A 21,784-nucleotide genomic window follows, 5' to 3' on the forward strand; every position below is an offset into this window, starting at 1 on the left:
GATGATCACGATGGGGTCATCCAGGCCTCCAACCCTGCCGAAACCAGCACGAACAGAACGAATCCACCGACGAAGGCCAAGATCGAGCTACGCGTGTCTTCCTTGCTTTCGTGCGCTTCGGAGAGCATCTCCTCCACGGCTGCAACCATCAGTAGCCCGGCAGTGAACGTCAGCGCGGCCAGCTTGAAGAACTCGGGCTGATTACGCAGCAGGAAATACGCCAAGCTGGCCGCCAGCAGCACGGGAACCACGAAGGATGCCGACAGCAGCAGACGCTTGCTGCGCGACACGCCCTTGCTCTTCATGTCGGCAATGGTGGCGTAGCCCTCCGGAAAATCGGCCAGTACCTGACCGGCGGCCAGGATCAAGGCCACGGAGGTGGCCACGGCGGAGCCGGCACCGATCAACAGGCCGTCGCTGAACAGGTCGATGGACACGGCGATGTAGATCATCCACATCGCCGTACGGCCTGAAGCTGCGCCCTGTTCGGGCTTCTGTAGGCGGTCGACCAGTTGCTCGATACCTATATAGGCCACGCCGCCCAAGGCGAATGAGGCGGCAATCGCCCACGCCGACAGGCTCTCGAGCACGCGTGGCATGATCTCCACGGCGACAATGGCGATGACCAGCCCTGAAGCTCCATGCAGCGCCAGGTTGAGGCGCCGTGGGGTGGTACGCGATAGCTCGGCCAACAGGCCGCCACAGAAGTTGCCCAGCGCCGGCAACAGGGCCAGTCCCAGGGTCAGCCAAAGGTTATCCATGACACATCATCCTTGAGTAGGTCTTGCCGTTTGCGCTTCGCCAACGCGCCCCAAGCAGGATAAACAACGAGGCTAGCAGCCAGGTAGGCCAGCTCCCCGTTCGAGTGAACGGCGTCTGCCCTTGCATGGCTCGAACGTCTTCGCTGAGGCTGCCTATTTTGAACTGTGGTAAGCGGGCGATGACTTTACCTTGCGGATCGATGACGGCTGTCACGCCGTTGCTGGTGGCACGCAAAAGGTAAAGGCCGTTTTCAAGTGCGCGCAGTCGAGCCATCTGCAGATGCTGAAGCGGCCCGATAGTGTCGCCGAACCAGGTGTCGTTGGAGACCGTTAGCAACAAATTGGCGTCTTTGGCGCGTTCTGCCACGAGCTCGGGGAAAATGATCTCGTAGCAGATCGCAATGCCGATACTCAGGCCGGCGGCACGGATCGGTGCCTGTTTAGTGTCCCCTGCCGTGAAGTCGGACATGGGTAGATCAAAAAAGGCGATTATGCCACGTAAAAGCTCCTCCAGAGGTATGTACTCGCCGAATGGCACCAAATGCGCCTTGCGATATGTGCCTGTCGCTTCGCCAGCCCCTATCACCGCATTGTAGTAGCGCCCCGCGTCATCGCGCTGAACGATACCGGTAAGTAATGCGGTCTCCGTTGGAAGCTTCGTCAGCACATCCTCAAGGAGCGGCGTGGCTTGGGCCTGATTCATAGGAAGCGCGGTTTCCGGCCAGATAACCAAGTCGACGTCATTGCTCAGTTCACGAGATAAGCGGGCATAAGTCTTGGCGGCATTGCGGCGCCCCTCGCTCGTCCATTTGGTTAGTTGCGGCAGGTTGCCTTGTAACAGGCTGACTTCTACGCGCTCTGCACTGGCCGTGGTCCACTGCAAGGGCAGCAGCCAGGGAACTAGCCAGAGAGCAGCGACCATTACGCCGGCCCACCAACGGCGACGCAAGAATTCTATCCCCAGGGTGCCCGTCAGCGCGGTCACCAGAGTGAGCAGGTAAACGCCGCCCACAGGGGCCAATGGTGCCAGTGGCGAGTCGACATGGGCGCTGCCCAGCAATAGCCAGGGGAAGCCAGTGAACAGATAGGTGCGCAGCACTTCTATTAGCACCCATAGGCCGGCAAAGCTGAGAAAAGTCAGGCGCTGACCAATAAAACGCCGATAGAGCCAAAATGGGATGGCGTAGAACAACGCCAGAAGAACAACGAATAAAGCTGTCAGCAACACCGCCAGCGGGACGTCGGTGTAACCGTATTCATGGATCGATACATATACCCATGATGTGCCGGAAGCGAACAGCGTTACCCCATAGCACCATCCGCTCAGGGCCGCCTGGCCCGGTGACAGATCATGCAGTCCTATGTACATGAGGCCAATCGCGATCGGTCCAAGCCACCACAGTTCGAAAGGGGAAAAGGTTAAGGTTGTCAGAGCGCCGGCGAACAGCGCGAACAAATAGTTCATCCAAGGGCGATAGGAAGACAGCATCAGGTACTCCTAGTCGAGAGGCTTACTTTTTATCAGCAGCAGAAAGAAAAGGCGAACGGTGAGATGAGCCCAATTAGCGAACAATGTGAAGGCACTGATAATTGCTGCTTGACCTTGAAGTGAACTCCAGACTTTAAGATGGAGAAAAGTCATCGAAAGGTACGACAGTATGCGACATTCGACTTCCAATCATCATGACCACGACCACGACCACGACCACGACCACGACCACGACCACGACCACGACCACGACCACGACCACGACCACGACCATGACGGTGGCTGCTGTGCGGGGCATGATCACGAGGCGGACGAGAACGCCGCAGTCCCTGGTGAGGGCCAGTGGGTCTGGTCGGTGGGGGGCATGGATTGCCCAAGCTGTGCCGCGAAGATTCGCGGCGCAGTGGAGCGTCTGCCCGGCGTCGACGATATTCGCGTGTCGGTGATGAACGAGACACTGTCGCTGTCGCTGGACGAAACACAGACGCCTACCGAGACGATCTCGACCAAGGTGCGTCAGTTGGGCTATGAGGCGACACTGCGCGACGCGGCGTCGAACAACGATGATGCTGCGTCGGATGAACGGGCGCGCCCGCGTTGGTATGCCACCGGCAAGGGGCGGTTGGTGCTAATGAGTGGCGCCGCGCTGGCCGCCGCAACCCTGCTGCGCCTGGCCACCACCGAGTCGGTGGCGTACTGGGGCTTTCTCGTCGCCTGCCTGATAGGGTTGGCGCCGATCGCTCGGCGGGCGTTGACCGCCGTACGGGTCGGCATGCCGTTTACCATCGAGATGCTGATGACTATCGCAGCGGGCGGTGCGCTGATCATCGGCGCCGTGGAGGAGGCGGCGCTGGTGGTGTTTCTGTTCTCGATCGGCGAGATCCTTGAGGGCGTGGCCGCCGACCGGGCCCGGGCGGGCATCCGCTCGCTGGCCGATCTGGTCCCCAGGAGTGCGCTGCTCGAGACGGACGCCGGCGAGACCCGCTCGGTCGATGCGTCGCGACTGGCGGTCGGCCAGGTCGTGGTGGTGCGTCCCGGCGATCGCATTCCCGCCGATGGCCGCATCCTCGAGGGGCATTCGGCAATCGATGAATCGCCGGTGACCGGTGAATCGGTGCCCAAGAGCAAGGCGACCGACGAGGACGTCTTCGCAGGCTCGATCAACCAGGACGCCGTGCTACGTATCCAGGTGACCCGCCCGCCCCAGGACAACACCATCGCCCGAATCATTCGCCTGGTCGAGGAGGCTCAGGAAGCTCGCGCGCCCACCGAGCGCTTCATCGACCGCTTCAGCCGGATCTACATGCCGGCCGTGGTGGGAGTGGCTCTGCTGGTCGCCCTCGTTCCACCGCTGGCCTTCGGCGGTGAATGGAGCGTATGGACCTATCGTGCGCTGGCGCTGCTGTTGATCGGCTGCCCTTGCGCACTGGTGATCTCGGTGCCGGCGTCGATCGCTTCGGCGCTATCGGTGGGCACACGTCGCGGCCTGCTGCTCAAGGGGGGCGCGGTGATCGAGGCGACCGCCAAGGCCAGCATGGTGGCCTTCGACAAGACCGGGACCCTAACCGCCGGGCGCCCGGTAGTCACCGATGTCGTCCCCGCTGACGAAACGAAAGATGCCGATGCCGTCGTCACGCTGGCTGCGAGTCTCGAGCAGGGGTCCAGCCACCCGCTGGCCGAGGCGATCCTCCAGCGCGCCCAGGAGCAAGGGCTGGCGTTGACCCGGGTGAGCGAGGCGAAGGCCATTGCCGGGCACGGCGTCGAGGCGCGTATCGACACACGGCGGGCGTTTGTCGTCTCCCCGCGCTATGCCACTGATCTAGGGGTGCTTCCCGAGTCCCTGGCGGCATCCATCGCCGCTCTCGAGGAGTCCGGCAAGACCACCGTTGTGGTAATCGACGGCGACACGGCGACGGGCCTGATCGCGCTGCGCGACGAGCCCCGTGAGGATGCCACGGCGGGGGTGCGCGCGCTGTCGGCGATGGGAGTGCGCTCGGTGATGCTGACCGGCGACAACCCGCGTACCGCCGCGGCGATCGCCGATACCATCGGCCTCGAGTATCGTGCCGGGCTGCTGCCCGATGACAAGGTCACCATGATCCGCGAATTCACCGAGCGCGAGCGCGTGATGATGGTCGGCGACGGTATCAACGATGCCCCGGCACTGGCCACGGCACACGTCGGTGTGGCAATGGGCTCGGGGACCGATGTAGCGCTGGAGACCGCCGATGGCGCGTTGCTGCGCAACCGGGTGGGCGACGTCGCGGCGATGATCGGTCTGGCCCGCGATACCATGGCCAACATCCGTCAAAACATCACCATCGCGCTGGGCCTGAAGGCGGTTTTCCTGATTACTACGGTACTGGGAATCACCGGGCTGTGGCTGGCGATCCTCGCCGACACCGGGGCGACCGTGTTGGTCACGCTGAATGCGTTGCGCCTGATGCGTGCCCGGCCCGATGCCAAGACGTCGAAGACACAGACGCCGACGCAGACACTCGCCGGCTCGTCGGCCGGTGTCTGAACAGGGACTCGCTGCCAGGTACGGCAAAACGCGGTAAAAAAGGAGAACGCTCAATGAGCGTTCTCCTTGCTGTGTGGGCTGGACCAGCGCGCCCCGACGATCACACCTTCCGGTAGAGTTCGGCCCCCTCGCGGCGGAACTTCACGGCCTGCTCCTCCATACCTTTCATGGCCGCCTCCACGTCGCCCTCGAGGTCGTTGTCCCTGGCCTCGTCCTTCAAGCTGGCCCCGTTGTTCAAGAAAGAGTCGCGAACCTCATGGCTGATCTTCATCGAGCAGAACTTGGGCCCGCACATCGAGCAAAAATGCGCGACCTTGGCGGAATCCTTGGGTAGTGTCTCGTCGTGGTATTCCCGCGCGGTATCCGGGTCGAGCCCCAGGTTGAACTGATCCTCCCAGCGGAATTCGAAACGCGCTTTGGACAGCGCGTTGTCGCGGCGCTGGGCGGCCGGATGCCCCTTGGCCAGGTCGGCGGCATGCGCGGCGATCTTGTAAGTGATGATGCCGGTCTTGACGTCGTCCTTGTTGGGCAGACCGAGGTGCTCCTTGGGCGTGACATAGCAGAGCATGGCGCAGCCGTACCAGCCGATCATCGCCGCGCCGATACCGGAGGTGATGTGGTCATAGCCCGGCGCAATGTCGGTGGTCAGAGGACCTAGGGTGTAGAAGGGGGCCTCGTCGCACTCCGAGAGCTGCTTATCCATGTTCTCCTTGATCAATTGCATCGGTACGTGGCCGGGCCCTTCGATCATCACCTGAACGTCGTGCTTCCAGGCAATTTTGGTCAACTCGCCCAGGGTTTCGAGTTCGGCGAACTGGGCTGCGTCGTTGGCGTCGGCCACCGAGCCGGGGCGTAGGCCATCGCCCAGCGAGAACGCCACGTCATAGCGCTTACAGATCTCGCAGATATCCTCGAAATGGGTGTAGAGGAAACTCTCTTCATGGTGGTAGAGACACCATTTGGCCATGATCGAGCCGCCTCGGGAAACGATACCGGTGACGCGCTCGGCGGTGAGCGGCACGTAGCGCAGCAAGACACCGGCATGAATGGTGAAGTAATCCACACCCTGTTCGGCCTGTTCGATCAGAGTGTCGCGGAAAATCTCCCAGGTCAGATCTTCGGCGACGCCGCCGACCTTCTCAAGGGCTTGGTAGATGGGCACGGTGCCGATGGGCACCGGGGCGTTGCGGATGATCCACTCACGGGTTTCGTGAATGTTGGCGCCGGTGGACAGGTCCATGATGGTGTCCGCGCCCCAACGGATGCCCCAGGTCATCTTGTCGACCTCGTCCTCGATGGCCGAACTCACTGCCGAGTTGCCCAGGTTACCGTTGATTTTCACCAGGAAGTTGCGGCCGATGATCATCGGTTCGGTTTCCGGATGGTTGATGTTGCAGGGGATGATCGCCCGCCCTGCGGCCACCTCATCGCGCACGAACTCCGGAGTAATCTCCTCCGGGAGGCGTGCGCCGAAGCCTTGACCGGGATGCTGCTGGCCGAGGATGCGCTCGACTTCCTGGTTGCCTGAGTACGCTGTAGAGAGGGCCTGGCGGCGCTGATTCTCGCGGATGGCGATGAACTCCATCTCGGGTGTGATGATGCCCTGTCGAGCGTAGTGTAGCTGGGTCACGTTGTTACCCGATTTGGCGCGTCGCGGTGTGCGGGTCAGCTCGAAGCGTAACGGGGCGAGCATGGGGTCGTTGGCGCGGCGCCGACCGTATTCGGAAGTAGGGCCGTCGAGGCATTCGGTGTCGCCACGCGTATCGATCCAACGGCGGCGTAACTCGGGGAGCCCCTTGCGCAGGTCGATTTTCGCCTCAGGATCGGTGTAGGGACCTGAGGTGTCGTAGACCAGCAACGGCGGGTTTTTCTCATCCTGGCCGGAGGTGCGGGTCGGCGATAGCGATATCTCGCGAAAGGGCACACGGATGTCCGCACGTGAGCCTTCCACGTATATCTTGCGCGAGCCGGGTAGCGCCTGAATGGCGGCCTCGTCGACGCGGGCGGTGTCGGAAAGAAATTGCGGTGATGTCATATGTGCTCCAGGTCATGACGCAAGTCAGGCCGGCGCACAGCGTAGGCGGGAGAGGTGAGCAACGGTGAATGCATCTTCAGGTGTTGCGCCCCCGCTTGATCCCTACGCCGGTACTAGCCGGATCAGGTTCGTCGGGATCCGTCGTGGCGTCCGCCTTGATGGCGAGCGCAGGACGATCTCAGCCGGTTCCACCGGCACCCCGTCAAGCTGTCGTCTAGAGTCTAGCAAGGTATTGCCCGAATGAAATCCCTGTGCGATGTACGGACCAGAGGGACGTCAAATCCTCGTTTGCGTGCTAATGTCCCAGGGAAAACAAAGCAAAGGAGCGTTGAACATGAAAGTTGGATTCATTGGCCTGGGCGCCATGGGGCGTGGCATGGCGCAGCAGTTACTCGAGGCGGGGCATGAGGTCACGGTATGGAATCGCTCCCCCGAGGCGGCCGAAGCGCTCGCCGAACAGGGCGCCAAGATCGCCAAGACACCGGCCGACGCGGCGCGATGTGAGGTGCTGGTGAGCATGTTGGCCGACGATCAAGCCGCGCATCAGGTGCTGGTGGAAAGCAAGGCCATCGAGGCGATGAAGAAGGGCAGTGTTCACATCAACATGGCCACGGTGTCGGTGGCTTTCGCCCGTGGCATGGCGGCGCTTCACGAACGCCTGGGCGTAGGCTATGTCGCCGCGCCGGTGCTGGGGCGTCCGGACGTCGCGGCGGCGGGCAAGCTCAATATCATCGCTGCCGGCGACCCGGCACAACTCGAGCGGGTCAGACCCGTGCTCGACGCCATGGGTCAGGCTGTCTGGCCGTTGGGTGAATCACCCGAGCGTGCCAATGTGGCGAAGATCGCCGCCAATTTCATGCTCGCCAGTGCCATCGAATCGATGGCCGAGGCTTCGACACTAACGCGCGCGTACGGCATCGAGGCCAGCGATTTTCTGGATATCGTCACCAATACGTTGTTCGCCTCGCCGGCTTATCAGGGCTACGGCAAGATGATCGCCGAAGCGCGCTTCGAACCCGCCGGGTTCACGATGCGTCTGGGTCACAAGGATGTCGGGCTGGCCTTGAGCGCGGGTGATGAGCAAAGCGTCGCCTTGCCATTGGGCAGCGCGGTCCGCGACCGTCTACTCGACGCCCTCGCCAACGGCGATGGCGACAAGGATTGGTCGGGGCTCGCCGAGGTCGCCGCGCGCCAGGCGCATCTGGACAAGCGCTAGGATTTCTCGGATCAGGGCGTCAGGCGATACAACCCGGTATCGCCTTCGTCGGCGGTGAAATAAAGCGCGCCGTCGCGGTAGGCGATACCGGCGGGGCGCGCCCAGCGTTCGCCATTCTCCGCCTGGAAACCGCTGACCAGGTCGATCACCTGTCCCTGGCGGCCGTCGTCCTCGAGTCTAATGCCGACGATCTTTGGCGGCCGGCGGGTAGTGCGACCCCCGGCTGTTTGCGTGGCCCAGCTGCCATGGATGGCGGTGACCATATCCACCTGCCAGGGATTGTCATCAGGCAGAAAGGTCAGGCCGATGGGAGCGCTACGAGCGGCAAACGTCGCCACTGGTGGCGCGAGCGTGTCACGCCCGGCGGGCGGCGCCGAGTCGATGCATTCATCGCGTTGCCACTCGCCCTCATTCCATTGATACCACGGCATGCCGTGGAAGCTGTCGGTCTCGGCGCGTACCAGTAATTCCGGCGGCACCTCGTAGCCCCAGTGGTCGGGGCCGTTGTTGTTGAGATACAGCGTCCCTTCGGGGCTCCAGGCCATGCCGATGGGGTTGCGCAGTCCGCTGACGTAGGGCGTCCATTCAGGCGTCTCGCGCGAGGAATCGAGCGCCATTACCCCGCCTCGCCGGTCCTCGAAAGCCGTGTCCATGGTGATGCGTTGCGCCGAGCAGTTGCCTTGAATGCCGAGCGCGACATAGAGCCTGCCATCGGGTCCCACGGATAGCGAGCGCGAGGCGTGGCCACCCCCGCCGGGCAAGTCGGCGACGCCCTCGAAATCCATCTCTGTGACGTCCTGTCCCGGCGAATACGCAGTGCGATAGAGACGATCGGTGGTCGCTACGTACAAGTAGCCTTCATGCACCACGGCGCTGTGCGGGTAACCGGACAGCGGGATCTCCGCATCGACTCGATCATAAGGCGGTTGCAGGCGATACAGGCGCCCTGCCCGGGAGCCGATGAACATTTCGCCTTCGGGGCCGAAACTGATCAAGCGGGGCGCGCGCAACGAGACTCGTTTATCGAGCGTGGCACCATCGGGCACATTGGCCCGTTCAGCATTGCCGGCAACCTCCACTGACGTCAGCGCTTGGGCCTGGCCGGAGACGATCAACATGGCGCTCAGCCATAGGCTCGCAAGCGCTGGGGCGCTTCGTTTCAGCGTCTGGGTAGCGTGGTGAACGATCATGCACGACTCCTCGAGAAATCCTCTGGAGCAGTGTAGACAACAATCAACGATTCGCCCTGACGCCTAGTAGAGTCGATAGCGCTTGAAATCGGGCCGCTTGGCAGCTTCCTGGCGGGTCTTGCGAAAGCGCTTGTATTCCCATTGATACTGAGCGGGTTCCAGGGCGATGGCATGCTCCACGCTGGCATTGACCCCGGTGGCGGATAGTACCTCGTCGCTCGAGTAGACGCGTTCGTCGGCGGCGAGGAAGTGCAGCGCGAAGCCCCTCCCGTGAGGCAGGCGTTGCGCTACGCCGGTGACGACACGGGCCTCGGTACGCGCCACGAGCTTGGGTAGCAAGGTGGCAGTGTAGGCCGGGCGCTGGAAGAAGTCGGCGAACACGCCGCTGCCCCAGTTTGGCTCCTGATCGGGGAGGATCCCGACTGCCTCGCAGCGCTTGAGTGCCTTGAGCAGTGAGGCGACACCGCGAGGATTGGTAGGGACCAGTTGGGCTCCCATGCGTTCGCGGCCATGCCGGATCACCGGATCGAGTGCGTCGATCTTGGGAGGCTCGTACATGGCGGTGAACGGAAAGTGGCTGGAAAGCCAGAAGTTGAGCACTTCCCAATTTCCGTAATGCGGTGCCAGGACGATGACGCCACGTCCCTGGGCGCGGGCATCATCGAGCAGTTCGCGGCCATGCACGGCGCGGATCGAATCCTCGACGCGCTTCGGTGTAGCCATCCAGGCAAAGCCCAGCTCGAGCATGGTCGCCGAGGAGTGCGTCAGGCTGTCCCGCGTCAGGCGCCGTTGCTGACGTGCTGGCATATCCGGATAGACGTGCCTGAGATTGGTGCGCGTCACGTCACGTTCGCGGCGGCTGAAGGCGAGAATCAGCGGACCGATCAAACGCGCCAGTTGCCACAGCCGGCGCGGTGTCAAGCGTGCCAGAGTGCGCCACAGCAGGGCGATGGCGCGTGCGCGTAAAGGAGAAGAAACGTCTTCGGACATCGAACTCATGGCATCATCGGTTACGGCGGACGATAGGGACCGTATTATACAGATCGTGCGGCGTATGCCTGTCCGCACGTGCGTACAATATCGACGCCCTTTTTGTCAGGTCAGCGGCGCCTGGGTCGTGAAATCTCGATCAGGTTGCCATCCGGATCGCGTACGTAAAGCGTATCGGCGGCACGATGTTCAGCCGGTCCTTTATCCAGCGGCACTCCGAGTGCTTCCAGGTGCGCCTCCACCTCTGCCAGGGATAGTGAGCTGCGAAAGCCCATGGTCTGATTGCCCGGCACGGCAGGGTGCGTTTTGTCGGCGGTTGCCTGGGTGACGTGCAAGCGCAAGGCGAAATCGTCCAGGTAGAGATCGATGCGTGTCGCATCGTGGTAACGTGCCTCGAGCCCCAGCACACGTGTGTAGAAATCGATGCTGCGCTCGAGGTCGGTGACGTTTACCACCAAATGGTCGATGGCATTGAGCATGGCGGATTGTCCAAAAAAGTGACGGTCGGCCCCAAGGGGGAAGGACATCATGCACGCTCGAGGTGGTCTGTATCCAGTCTAAAGATGCGCAAGTGCGTGTCACGAGAGTGCCTGCCGGTGAAATGCTCGCCCGCCGGGTAAATCCATGTGAGAAGTCATGCGAGGCTCAATGACAGAACGAGCAACATCGCCAGCGATTATGCCAGCATGCCCCCTGTGCGCGGCGTCCCAAAGCGTGCCCTCGCCAGGAGCGCCGCCACGCACCTATTATCGCTGCCCGGTTTGCGGCTTGATCTTTGTCGCGCCTGGGGAGCGCCCCTCGGCCAAGGAAGAGCGCGCGGTTTACGATCTCCATGAGAATTCGCCTGACGATCTAGGCTATCGCCGCTTCCTGGCACGCTTGTGTGATCCCTTGCTGGCACGCCTGCCACCTGCTTCACAAGGGCTCGACTTCGGTTGCGGGCCAGGGCCGACCTTGTCGGTCATGCTGGAGGAGGCCGGTCATCGCATGACGGTCTTCGATCCTTTCTATGCGCCGTTTCCCGAACGCTTGGAACGGAATTATGACGTTATCACCGCCAGTGAGGTGATCGAACATCTGCATGCGCCAGGGCAGGTATTGGCCGACTTGATCGCACGACTGCGGCGCGGCGGCTGGCTGGGCATCATGACCCAGCGCAGCGATGGCGTCACTGACCTTACTCGCTGGCGTTACATGCGTGATTCGACGCATGTCTGCTTCTTCGCCAAGCGCAGCTTTGACTACCTCGCCGAACAGCACGGGCTGACGGTGACGTTTCCGCGTAACGATGTGGTGCTGATGCAGCGCCCGTGACGGTAAGCCTGAAGATCCCGCGGTCGTCACCTCAGTGCTCATTGCGCGATGGATACAACCGCGCCTGATCAGGGATCGTCAGCAGGTTTCGATTACGAAAAATATTAGGACTTAAAGGATAAATATGCCCTTTTCTGGGCTTTAGAGGCATTGGTAAGGATGTGCTTGTAATCTCGCATGCAGCACTTCAAGCAGGAAAAATAACTGGAATATGCTTTTTAGAACCACATAGCTTTCGGCTATAGGAGCGATTGTTAGATCTGTTATTGCGTTTATTGTTAGCTAGCTATATAGTTTGCTCAACGTTCGCAAGCGAACATGAACACGCAAGGAGATCCATCATGCAAGTACGTACTCTTATTGCCGCCGTCGCACTCGCCGCTCTGCCGGTTGCCGCTCAGGCCAGCGTCGCTTCCCACGAAGCGTTACAGGTCAATCACGAAGCGCTGCAGACCAGCCAGAGTGCCGATCAGGCATCCGTGAGCTTTCGCGAGCTCGATACCTCGGGTGCGGACAGTGTGGCCATCGCCAAGGCCCAGCACTATATTTCAGTGCACAACACCAAGCAGACCGACCTGCCCAGCGCTACGCAGGATCAACCGAAGATCGGTCATCGCGCTGACTGGTAAGCTATCGATTGGCGGCGTCGCCGAGGCGCCGTCCGATCAGGTATGCAAAAGCCACCCGTCTTTCGAGGCGGGTGGCTTTTTATTGTGCCGGTGCAGGGAGATTCAAGCGTTAGGCTGGTACTTGTACCCGACGCTATAGACGGAGCGGATGATGTCACGCTCGGGATAGGCGTCGGCGATCTTGCGGCGTAATTTCTTGACGTGGCTGTCCACGGTGCGTTCGGAGACGATGCGGTGATCGCGATACATGTGATCCATCAACTGGTCACGGGAGAAAATCCGACCCGGAGCGTGCATCATGACCTTGAGCAACTGAAATTCGACGGCGGTCAGGCCGAGGTCTTGCCCTTCAGCCAGAGCGCGCCAGCCTTCTTCGTCGAGATGCAGGGGCGGGGTAGAGATAGAGTTTTCATGGTGTGGTTGCAAGCGACGCAGTACGGCCTTGACTCGCGCCACGACCTCCCGCGGGCTGAATGGCTTGCAGATGTAGTCGTCGGCGCCGAGCTCCAGGCCGAGTAGTCGGTCGATCTCCTCGACCCGCGCCGTCAACATGATCACCGGCAGCGTGGGATGGCCTTCGTTGATGTGTCGGCACAGCGTCAGGCCATCGGTGCCGGGCAGCATCAGGTCGAGTAGTACCAGTGCGGACGCATTGCCGTTTAGCCAGGGCATGACCTCGTCGCCGTGGGCGAGATGGTGTGTGGTGTAGCCGCTCTGTTGAAGGTAGTCGGCGACCAGATGGGCGATCTTGGGTTCGTCTTCAACGATCAGGATGGGATCGGTCATGTGGGGCTCCGGCTGGCCTTGGGGGCGTCGTGATCGAGGACATGGCGATCGAGGGCGTCGTCGGCGTGGCGCAGTGGAAAGACGAGTGTCCAGCGCAACCCGCCAAGCGGAGAGGAAGATGGGTTCAATGTGCCCCCATGCGCGTCGACGAGCGCGCTGGCGATCGCCAACCCCAGACCGCTGCCGCCGCTGCGACGGTTGCGCGAACCCTCGACCCGATACAGGCGCTCGGTCAAGCGCGGTAGTGCTTCCTCGGCGACGCCGGGGGCGCTGTCTTCCCAGGTCAGGTTCAGGTGTTCGGGATGACGCTCGAGACGTATGCGCAGCTGGCCCGGGGCGTCGGTGTAGGCACAGGTGTTGCTCAGCAGGTTATTCCACAATTGACGCAGCCGCTGCGGGTCGCCGCGAATCGGCGCCGGGGCGGCGCCGATCTCGGCATCCAGCGCGATGCCACGTGTGTTCAGCCAACCGCGTGCCTCGTCGAGTCGCGCCCTCAGCGTATCTGCTAGATCGTGCGGGGCCAGGTAGATCTCCAGGGCGCCCGCATCACTCTGGGCGAGCAGGCGTAGGTCGTCGACCAGACGTTCGAGCTGGGACACTTCCTGGGCGAGCGAGGTGAGGGTCTCGTCGCCAAGCGAGCGCACGCCATCCTCGATCGCTTCGATCTCGCCGCGCAAGACCGCCAGCGGCGTGCGCAATTCATGGGCGATATCGGCGACCCACTGCTGGCGATTACGGCGATTGGCATCCAGCGTCTCGGCGAGAACGTTGAAGTCGGCGGACAGGCGGGAAAGCTCGTCGTGACCGCGCTCGGGAAGGCGTACGGCGAAGTCGCCCTGGGTCATGCGGCGGGTTGCGGCGGTCATGTCGCGGGCACGCCGTCCCAGCCACCAGGCCAGGCCCGCGGCGAGCAGCAGCGAGGCCACCGACAGCGAAGCGACGATGATCGTCATGTTGCGCAACTGGCGCTGCAGGAAGATACGATCCATGCGCGCCATGAGCTGTGCAGGGGGCAGGTAGCCGAGTCGGCCGACGACCTCGCCGTGATGCTCGATGTCGATGAAGCGGGGCTCTGGGGGAGGCTCCGCGTCGGATGGTGGTTTGCCGGCTGGCAGTGGGCGTCCGATGACAACTTCACCCTCGGCATCGAGTACCACGAAATCCCGCGCGTCGCTCAATTCTCGGTCGATGCCGCTGGGTGGCTGACGCTCGCCCGGCCAGAGCTGGTTGCGTACCAGGCGCTGCCAGGCACCAGGGTCATCGCGCAGCCAATGCCAGTTGCCATGTTCCTGCCAGCGTTCGGCGAGGGCGGTGGCCAGGGTGTCGGCGCGATTGGCCTGGGTCCGTTCCAGATAGTCGATGAAGCCCTGGTCGAGGCTGCGGGCGATGAGCAAAAAGCTCATGCCGCCGATCAATACGTTGGTCAGCAGGATGGCGGCGAACAGCTTGAGGCTGATGCGCGCGATGCGGGGACGCTTGAAACGCAGCCAGTGCTTCATGGGGCGACTCTTGATGAACGAAGCGGCCGTGACAAGGGCGCATGACCGGACAATGGCAGCATCATGCTGGACGCTCGCGCAAGAAAGCGTCACGCAATGTGCAAGCAGCGTGCATCACCCGGCCTGGCTGCGGAACGTCAATCCGGGTAAGAGATCGTACGGCCACGCCAGGTGAAAGCCACGGGCCATAGGTGTTGGTCGACGTTCGTGAACGCGGCCCACAGCTCGGCATAGGCGTGCCCTACCTCGGGATGCAGCGTCTCCGGCAGCAACTCGGCGAGTGGCCATAATACGAATGCGTGGTGGAGGATCTCGTCACGCGGGAGGTCGACGCCTTCGATATGGCCGCATCGGTCGCCCACCGTGAGCAAGTCGATATCCAAGGTGCGTGGACTGAACTTGGGGCTCCCCGGGAGACGCCCGTTGTCGGCTTCGATCTGCTTGCACCAGGCTTGCAGTTCGCCGACCGAGAGAGTGGAGTGGAACGCCGCGACGAGGTTGTAAAAATTGCGCCCATCTTCGAAGCCGACCGGCTCGCTTTCGAAGACACGCGATACCTGTACGTCCCCGAAGGCATCGGCGAGGGCGTCGAGACAGGCACGAACGTGTCGCTCACGGTCGATATTGCTGCCAATGCTGATGGTCACCTGCGTCATGCCTGCCCCCGCGTGATGCGTACGCCCACGCTGGCGGCATTGGCGACTGCGCCGGGTTTGCGGACGGTCAGACTGAGCCAGGTGATGGCGAATTCCTGACGCAGGGTCTCGGCCAGGCGTTCGGCAAAGGTTTCGACCAGTGCGAACTGATGGGCCTCGGCGAATGCGCCGATACGCTCGCTGATGGCGGCGTAGTCGAGCGTCAGTTGGATATCGTCCCGTTCCGCGGCGGGGCGAATGTCGGTCGCCAGTTCGAGATCCAGCCGCAGCCGCTGGCGAAGGGTGCGCTCCCAGTCGTAGACACCGATGACGGTGTCCACTTCCAGTGCCTCGATCAGCACGTGATCCACGGCGTATCCTCTCATTAGGTCGGGCGTTCATGCGGCGAAGCCTGGTCAGTGCTTCGCGGCGTCGCAAACCTTAGATTGTACGTCATGGAGGTGGCAGAATCATGGGCGAGGCCCATGCATTGGTGTCGCCCACACCATGAGGGAGTCCAACCCATGTCTCCATTCTTGCCCGTCGCTGCCTTGGTGGTTGCCGGCTATCTGAGCGGATCGCTGCTCGGCGCCATCTGGGTGTGTCGTGCGCTGGGGCGTCGCGATCCGCGTTACGCGGGATCGCGCAATCCCGGTTTTTCGAATGTCCTGCGCGTGCATGGGGCGGTGCCGGCTGCCTTGACGCTGACGGTCGATGCGGTCAAGGCCATGCCGGTGTTGTGGATAGCGCAGCGTGAGGCGTTGCCGCTGTGGATACAGGGTGCAGTGGGATTGTCGGTGCTGGTGGGGCACAGCTATCCAGCGTGGCACCGTGGGCGCGGGGGCAAGGCCGTGGCGAGTGCCTTCGGCGTGCTGCTGATGATCGCGACGCCGGTGGCCTGGGTCTGCGCCCTGTGCTGGGGACTCTTGGCGTGGCGTTCACGTACTGCCGCGGTGGCGTCGCTGGCCGCGGCTTTACTCGCCCCCTTGGCCAGCTACTGGTTGGCGCGCGAGGCGACGCTGGTGGTGAGTGCCTTTTCGGCCCTTGTGCTGGTTCGCCACGCCTGGAACATTCGCCACTTGGGGCAAGGGGGTGAACACGGCTTGAAACGCGAGGAAAGGGTCAAGCCGCCGGAGGAATGAGCGAGGCCAGCGGCCAACGTGGTGTCGCCTGCATGGTCGCGTCGTCGCGTTCACCGGCGAGCAGGCGTTGCGCGCCGACGTAGGCGATCATTGCACCGTTGTCGGTGCAGAAGCGTCCACGCGGATAGAAGGCCTGTGCCTGGCGTTTGGCGGTCTCGCGATCGAGACGCTCGCGCAGGCGATGATTGGCGCTGACGCCGCCGGCCACCACGAGACGCTTGAGTCCCGTGGCGTCGAGGGCGCGGCGGCACTTGATGACCAGCGTGTCGACGACGGCTTCCTCGAAGGCGCGGGCGATATCGGCGCGGTCCTGGTCGCTGAGGGGGCCCGCTTCCTGGAGCTTTCTGGCGGTGGTCAGGGTGTGCGTCTTGAGTCCGGAGAAGCTAAAGTCGAGCCCCGGCCGATCGGTCATGGGGCGCGGGAAGCGGAACCGCGTGGGATCGCCGTGTGCGGCCATTTTGGCCACTTGCGGGCCGCCTGGATAGCCGAGCTCGAGCATCTTGGCGGCTTTGTCGAAGGCCTCGCCCGCGGCGTCGTCGACCGATTCGCCGAGCAGGCGATAGCGTCCGAGGCCGTGCACTTCGACGAGTTGCGTGTGCCCGCCCGACACCAGCAGCGCCACGAACGGGAAGTCGGGAGGCGTGTCCTCGAGCATCGGTGCCAGCAGGTGCCCCTCCATGTGGTGCACGCCGAGTACCGGGATGCCCCAGGCGCGAGCCAGGCCATGTGCGGTCGAGGCGCCTACCATCAGGGCGCCGACCAGCCCGGGGCCGGCTGTATAGGCGATGGCGTCGAGTTCATTGCCGCCGAGCGAGGCCTCGTCGAGGACCTGGCGAATCAGCGGCAGTAGTTTGCGAGTATGATCGCGCGAGGCGAGTTCCGGCACCACGCCGCCGAATTCGGCATGCATCGCCATTTGGCTATGCAGCGCATCGGCGATCAGGCCGCGCTCGGTATCGTAGATGGCGACGCCGGTTTCGTCGCAGGAGGTCTCGATGCCCAATACCCGCATGTGTCGTGCTTTCCCCGCTATCCCGTGAAGCTCGTCATTCTACGCCTTTCGCGGCGGGCGTGGCAGGGGGCAGAAGGTAAAGGCTTTGCAAAGCGCTCGTACGGCGACTAGAATACTGTGTTCTGCAAGACTGGGTCGTGCACCCGTCATGCCGTTCGGCATACGCTGAACACGTGCTGACAAGGTGTGCGTTCAATCCAAACTCATCTTTCTCCAAGGTAGGTGATTGGTTAATGCCTTCTGTAAAAGTACGTGACAACGAGCCGTTCGACGTCGCCCTGCGGCGTTTCAAACGTTCTTGCGAAAAAGGCGGCGTTCTCTCCGAAGTCCGTCGTCGTGAGACTTATGAAAAGCCCACCGCAGTGCGCAAGCGCAAGGCTGCTGCGGCGGTCAAGCGTCATGCCAAGAAGCTGCAGCGCGAGCGCAAGCGTTTCGAACGGTTGTATTGATCGTACTAGAAGCGACTTAGGTCGCTTTTTAGAGGGACGCCAAGCGGCTGCCATCGGGTGGCCGCTTGTTTTTCCCGCCTCGCTGTTTCCGCGATGCCGGGCTCCGTGATTTACGCGATACAGACAACGTTTCGTCGAGCACCTCCCCGCCATGGCTGGACAGATACCCCAACGCTTCATCGATGATTTGCTGGCTCGCACCGACGTGGTCGAGATCGTCGGCGAACGTGTTCAGCTCAAGAAGGCCGGTCGCAACTACTCAGGCCTTTGTCCCTTTCATCAGGAAAAATCGCCGTCGTTCACCGTTAGTGCCGAGAAGCAGTTCTATCACTGTTTCGGTTGTGGCGTGCATGGTAATGCGCTGCGCTTCTTGATGGAGTTCGAGCACCTGCGTTTTCCCGAGGCAGTCGAACAGCTGGCGTCGCGATTGGGACTCGATGTCCCCCGTGAAGGAGGCGACGATCCGCGCGCCCAGCAGCGCGAGCAGCGTCGAGAAGAGGCGGTCAACCTGCTCGAACTGTCGGCGAGCTTCTTCCGCGAGCGTCTGGCGATGGCTGAGGGGAGTGACGCACGTGATTATCTCGAGCGTCGCGGGTTGTCCGAGGACGTCGTGCGCGAATTCGGAATCGGCTTTGCTCCGGACAAGTGGGAGGCGCTCAAGCGCCATTTGGGCGAGCGCGGCATCAGCGATGCGGTACAGATCGAGTACGGGCTGCTGGTGCATCGCGAAGATTCCGGGCGCAGCTACGACCGCTTTCGCAACCGGGTGATGTTTCCGATCCGCGACTGGAAGGGGCGGACCATTGCGTTCGGTGGACGTGTACTCGGGGACGCCAAGCCCAAGTATCTTAACTCCCCCGAGACGCCGGTGTTCCACAAGGGGCGCGAGCTATACGGTCTCTACGAAGCGCGTCAGGCCAACGCGCGGCTGGAACGCATGCTGGTCGTCGAGGGTTACATGGACGTCGTGGCGTTGGCTCAATTCGGGATTCGCAACGCCTGCGCGACTCTGGGTACCTCGCTTAGCGAAGATCATTTGCAGCGTCTGTTCCGCCTGGTGGGCGAGGTGGTATTTTGTTTCGACGGCGATCAGGCAGGGCGTCAGGCAGCGCGCCGCGCGCTGGAAACAGTGTTGCCGTCGATGATCGACGGACGCCAGGTGCGTTTTCTGTTTCTCCCCGAAGGCGAAGATCCGGACACCCTGGTACGGCGTGAAGGCACCGAGGCCTTCGAGAATCGAGTGCTGTGTGCAGCGCCGCTTTCGGAGTTTCTCTTCGACCAGGCGGCCGAGGGGCGCGATCTCAAGCACATCGAAGAGCGTGAGCGTTTCGTGACCACGGTGTTGCGCGCCTTGGAGCGTCTGCCCGAGGGCGTGTTGAAATCGCTGTTGCTGCGCGAACTCTCGCAGCGCACGGGCGTCGAACAAGCGAACTTTCAGGCATTGCTGGCGCGTGCCGATAAGACACAAGAAAGCCAGGCGCTCGTTCCTCCCGAGGCGGGGGCTGCCTCTGCCGAGGCGGCGCCTCCCAGAGGCGTTTCGTCGCCTGGTGGGCATGGGGCTTTGAATCTCGTTGGTCGCTTGCTGCATTTGCTGGTGCATGAGCCCGGCCTGGTGGAGCGTTTGCCCGAGTCGCTCGACTGGTGCCCGGACGACGAGGGCGATGGTGCACTGTGTCTCGAAGTGGTGCGCTTGATCCGCGCGGGTGGCTATCGCAACGCCCAAGTGTTGCTGGCGCATTTTCATGGTACGCCCGAAGGTGAGCGACTCGCTTGGCTGGCGCGTCGGGAGCTATTGATGCCACGCGACGCACGCGCCGCCGAGGTGGAAGGTCTGGTCGACGGATTGCGTCAACGCCATTCGCAGCGTTCGCCGCAGGAAGAGTATGACGCTCTGTTGGCCCGGATGCAGGCCGGGGAGTGTCTATCCAGGGAAGAGCGCCAGCAGTTGAACGAGCTGTTGATGGAGCTCAAGGGAGGCACGCGTCCAACATGACGGTCGTGGAGAAGATGCCTGCCGCGACGGGTTGAATTGGCGCAAAACGTCGCCATCTACTAGGCAATATCGAAAGGATAGCCGAACACACTAGCACACCTGGATGACAAGACAAATACGACACTGGCAGGAAAAAGCCCTTAGCGGCTATACTGGCAGGCTTAGCAGCGTTTCGATCCGTTCGCTTCCAGGTGCTCCATTGTCGAGATAGGGTTTCTATGGCTGGAAATACGCAGCAGTCACGTCTGAAGGAGTTGATCGCCCAAGGTAAGGAGCAAGGCTTCCTGACCTATGCGGAGGTCAATGACCACCTTCCCGAGGATATCGCCGATCCCGATCAGGTGGAAGACATCATCGCGATGATCAACGACATGGGTATCAGCGTCGTCGAGGAAGCACCTGACGAAGATACCCTGATGATGTCCGATCAATCTACCGATGAGTCGGCGGCGGAAGAAGCCGTTGCTGCCTTGGCGGCAGTCGAGAGCGACGTCGGGCGTACCACCGATCCCGTGCGCATGTATATGCGCGAGATGGGCACGGTGGGGTTGTTGACGCGCGAAGGTGAGATCGAGATCGCCAAGCGCATCGAGGAAGGCACCCGTGAGGTGATGTCTTCGCTGGCTTATTTGCCAGGGGCCGTGGACTCCGTCCTCGATGCCTATGACGCCACCCAAGACGAGGAAGCGCCGGGGCGGCTTTCCGACTTGTTCTCGGGCTTCATCGATCCCGACGAGGGGATCCCCGGTGTGGCCGAGGCGGACGTTCCGGAACCCGAGCCCGAGCGGGCTGACGTGGATGGTGAGGCGTCCGAAGACGATGACGACGCCGAGGAAGAAGAAACCGGCGGCGGTCCGGACCCCGAAGAGGCACGAGCGCGTTTCGAGCAGATTCGCGAGCAGAACGAGCGTGCCAAGGCGGCGATCGATACGCATGGCCTGGGCTCGTCGGAAGCGAACCAAGAGCAAGCACGTCTTGCCGAGCTGTTCTCGCCGATCAAGTTGGTGCCCAAGCACTTCGAGCGTCTGGTGGGGCAGGTCCGCATCAGCATCGAGCAGATCCGTGGCCAGGAAAAGGCCATCATGCAGGTCTTCGTGAAGCAGGCTAAAGTGCCGCGCAAGACCTTCATCGGCTCCTTCCCGGGTGCCGAGTCCGACCTCGAATGGCTGGATCGTTTCAAGGCCAAGCATACCAAGTATGCCGAGCGTATCGAGCCGTTCCGTGCCGATATCCTGCGTGCCCAGCGCAAGATCGGCTTCGAGGAAGAAATGGTGCGTTTGCCGGTCACGAACATCAAAGAGGTCAATCGCCGGCTGTCGATTGGTGAGGCCAAAGCGCGTCGTGCCAAGAAGGAAATGGTCGAAGCCAACTTGCGCCTGGTGATCTCGATCGCCAAGAAGTATACCAATCGCGGCCTGCAGTTCCTGGATCTCATTCAGGAAGGCAACATCGGGTTGATGAAGGCGGTCGATAAGTTCGAATACCGCCGTGGCTACAAGTTCTCGACGTATGCCACTTGGTGGATTCGCCAGGCGATCACACGCTCCATCGCCGACCAGGCACGCACCATTCGTATTCCGGTGCACATGATCGAGACCATCAACAAGCTCAACCGTGTCTCACGGCAGATGCTGCAGGAGATGGGCCGCGAGCCGACGCCGGAAGAGCTGGGCGAGCGTCTTGAAATGCCGGAAGACAAGGTTCGCAAGGTGCTCAAGATCGCTAAAGAGCCGATCTCCATGGAGACGCCGATCGGCGATGATGACGACTCGCACCTGGGTGACTTCATCGAAGACGGCACTATGCTGCTACCGATCGATTTGGCCACCGGTGAGGGCCTGATCGAGGCGACCCGCAACGTGCTGGGCGGTTTGACGGCGCGCGAGGCCAAGGTGCTGCGCATGCGCTTCGGGATCGACATGAATACCGACCACACGCTGGAAGAGGTCGGCAAGCAGTTCGATGTGACGCGTGAGCGCATCCGCCAGATCGAGGCCAAGGCACTGCGTAAACTGCGTCATCCCTCGCGTTCCGAGCCGTTGCGCACTTTTCTCGACGAGTGAACGAGGCGCGAGCCAAAAAAACCCGCGAGATGACTCGCGGGTTTTTTTATGCGCCAT

The 21,784-nt window shown here is 62.2% G+C and carries 19 protein-coding genes and 1 riboswitch; of the genes, 8 read left to right on the plus strand and 11 right to left on the minus strand.

From position 1 onward, the window contains the following. Positions 1-5 precede the first annotated feature (5 nt). Both RVY79_RS09955 and lnt read right to left on the minus strand, forming a co-directional pair. A complete protein-coding gene (locus RVY79_RS09955) occupies positions 6-761 on the minus strand; it encodes a ZIP family metal transporter (protein ID WP_246921628.1) in 756 nt (251 codons plus the stop codon). Next, a complete protein-coding gene (gene lnt, locus RVY79_RS09960) occupies positions 754-2,250 on the minus strand; it encodes an apolipoprotein N-acyltransferase (RefSeq protein WP_246921630.1) in 1,497 nt (498 codons plus the stop codon). Before lnt ends, RVY79_RS09955 begins: the two co-directional genes overlap by 8 nt. 169 nt (positions 2,251-2,419) lie before the next feature. Between lnt and RVY79_RS09965 the strand changes: the two genes are divergently transcribed. Then, on the plus strand, positions 2,420-4,774 hold the full coding sequence (locus tag RVY79_RS09965; protein ID WP_317463980.1) for a heavy metal translocating P-type ATPase: 2,355 nt from the start codon (positions 2,420-2,422) through the stop codon (positions 4,772-4,774). A gap of 100 nt (positions 4,775-4,874) precedes the next feature. Here RVY79_RS09965 and thiC read toward each other — a convergent pair whose 3' ends face one another. Further along, a complete protein-coding gene (gene thiC / locus RVY79_RS09970) occupies positions 4,875-6,809 on the minus strand; it encodes a phosphomethylpyrimidine synthase ThiC (protein ID WP_317463981.1) in 1,935 nt (644 codons plus the stop codon). 82 nt (positions 6,810-6,891) lie between these two features. Continuing rightward, positions 6,892-7,021: riboswitch (TPP riboswitch) on the minus strand. Positions 7,022-7,107: 86 nt separating this feature from the next. Here thiC and RVY79_RS09975 point away from each other — a divergent pair. Next, the gene (locus RVY79_RS09975) at positions 7,108-8,025 is read left to right on the plus strand and encodes an NAD(P)-dependent oxidoreductase (RefSeq protein ID WP_317463982.1); all 918 of its coding nucleotides are present in this window, start codon (positions 7,108-7,110) and stop codon (positions 8,023-8,025) included. A gap of 11 nt (positions 8,026-8,036) precedes the next feature. Here the strand turns inward: RVY79_RS09975 and RVY79_RS09980 are convergent, their stop codons facing one another. The 3 genes from RVY79_RS09980 to RVY79_RS09990 all read right to left on the minus strand — a co-directional run bounded on the left by RVY79_RS09980 (position 8,037) and on the right by RVY79_RS09990 (position 10,735). After that, entirely contained in the window at positions 8,037-9,215 is a 1,179-nt protein-coding gene (locus RVY79_RS09980; protein ID WP_317463983.1) for a sugar dehydrogenase, read from the minus strand. A 63-nt stretch (positions 9,216-9,278) separates the two neighbouring features. Next, positions 9,279-10,214, minus strand: coding sequence for a lysophospholipid acyltransferase family protein (locus RVY79_RS09985; RefSeq protein WP_411161722.1), 936 nt, complete (start codon positions 10,212-10,214; stop codon positions 9,279-9,281). Positions 10,215-10,315: 101 nt separating this feature from the next. Then, positions 10,316-10,735 (minus strand): VOC family protein, encoded by a 420-nt coding sequence (locus RVY79_RS09990; RefSeq protein WP_317463984.1) that lies wholly within the window; start codon positions 10,733-10,735, stop codon positions 10,316-10,318. Between the two features lie 184 nt (positions 10,736-10,919). Here RVY79_RS09990 and RVY79_RS09995 point away from each other — a divergent pair, with 184 nt between their 5' ends. Beyond that, positions 10,920-11,519, plus strand: a complete 600-nt coding sequence (locus RVY79_RS09995; protein WP_317463985.1) for a class I SAM-dependent methyltransferase — start codon at positions 10,920-10,922, stop codon at positions 11,517-11,519. 341 nt (positions 11,520-11,860) lie between these two features. Then, entirely contained in the window at positions 11,861-12,148 is a 288-nt protein-coding gene (locus tag RVY79_RS10000) for a hypothetical protein (protein WP_317463986.1), read from the plus strand. A gap of 102 nt (positions 12,149-12,250) precedes the next feature. Here RVY79_RS10000 and RVY79_RS10005 read toward each other — a convergent pair whose 3' ends face one another. From RVY79_RS10005 to folB, 4 genes are all read right to left on the minus strand, one after another. Next, positions 12,251-12,934: a response regulator gene (locus RVY79_RS10005; RefSeq protein ID WP_317463987.1), complete on the minus strand. Its 684-nt coding sequence runs from the start codon at positions 12,932-12,934 to the stop codon at positions 12,251-12,253. Next, positions 12,931-14,433, minus strand: a complete 1,503-nt coding sequence (locus tag RVY79_RS10010; RefSeq protein ID WP_317463988.1) for an ATP-binding protein — start codon at positions 14,431-14,433, stop codon at positions 12,931-12,933. Before RVY79_RS10010 ends, RVY79_RS10005 begins: the two co-directional genes overlap by 4 nt. Before the next feature lie 137 nt (positions 14,434-14,570). Beyond that, positions 14,571-15,089, minus strand: coding sequence for a 2-amino-4-hydroxy-6-hydroxymethyldihydropteridine diphosphokinase (folK, locus tag RVY79_RS10015; protein ID WP_317463989.1), 519 nt, complete (start codon positions 15,087-15,089; stop codon positions 14,571-14,573). Next, on the minus strand, positions 15,086-15,439 hold the full coding sequence (folB, locus tag RVY79_RS10020) for a dihydroneopterin aldolase (protein ID WP_317463990.1): 354 nt from the start codon (positions 15,437-15,439) through the stop codon (positions 15,086-15,088). Before folB ends, folK begins: the two co-directional genes overlap by 4 nt. 153 nt (positions 15,440-15,592) lie before the next feature. Between folB and RVY79_RS10025 the strand changes: the two genes are divergently transcribed. Continuing rightward, a complete protein-coding gene (locus tag RVY79_RS10025) occupies positions 15,593-16,210 on the plus strand; it encodes a glycerol-3-phosphate acyltransferase (protein WP_317463991.1) in 618 nt (205 codons plus the stop codon). On the opposite strand, the gene tsaD is transcribed toward RVY79_RS10025, so the two are convergent. Beyond that, a complete protein-coding gene (gene tsaD / locus RVY79_RS10030; RefSeq protein WP_317463992.1) occupies positions 16,191-17,222 on the minus strand; it encodes a tRNA (adenosine(37)-N6)-threonylcarbamoyltransferase complex transferase subunit TsaD in 1,032 nt (343 codons plus the stop codon). The two genes, RVY79_RS10025 and tsaD, sit on opposite strands and share 20 nt — an antisense overlap. Positions 17,223-17,455: 233 nt before the next feature. On the opposite strand from tsaD, the gene rpsU reads away from it, so the two are divergent. The 3 genes from rpsU to rpoD all read left to right on the plus strand — a co-directional run bounded on the left by rpsU (position 17,456) and on the right by rpoD (position 21,727). Beyond that, positions 17,456-17,671: a 30S ribosomal protein S21 gene (gene rpsU / locus RVY79_RS10035; protein ID WP_040244373.1), complete on the plus strand. Its 216-nt coding sequence runs from the start codon at positions 17,456-17,458 to the stop codon at positions 17,669-17,671. Positions 17,672-17,822: 151 nt separating this feature from the next. Next, entirely contained in the window at positions 17,823-19,664 is a 1,842-nt protein-coding gene (gene dnaG, locus RVY79_RS10040; RefSeq protein ID WP_317463993.1) for a DNA primase, read from the plus strand. 218 nt (positions 19,665-19,882) lie between these two features. Then, positions 19,883-21,727, plus strand: a complete 1,845-nt coding sequence (gene rpoD / locus RVY79_RS10045) for an RNA polymerase sigma factor RpoD (RefSeq protein WP_317463994.1) — start codon at positions 19,883-19,885, stop codon at positions 21,725-21,727. The last annotated feature ends 57 nt before the right edge of the window (positions 21,728-21,784 follow it).

The sequence above is a fragment of the Chromohalobacter sp. HP20-39 genome, assembly GCF_033052815.1.
Classification (GTDB): domain Bacteria; phylum Pseudomonadota; class Gammaproteobacteria; order Pseudomonadales; family Halomonadaceae; genus Chromohalobacter.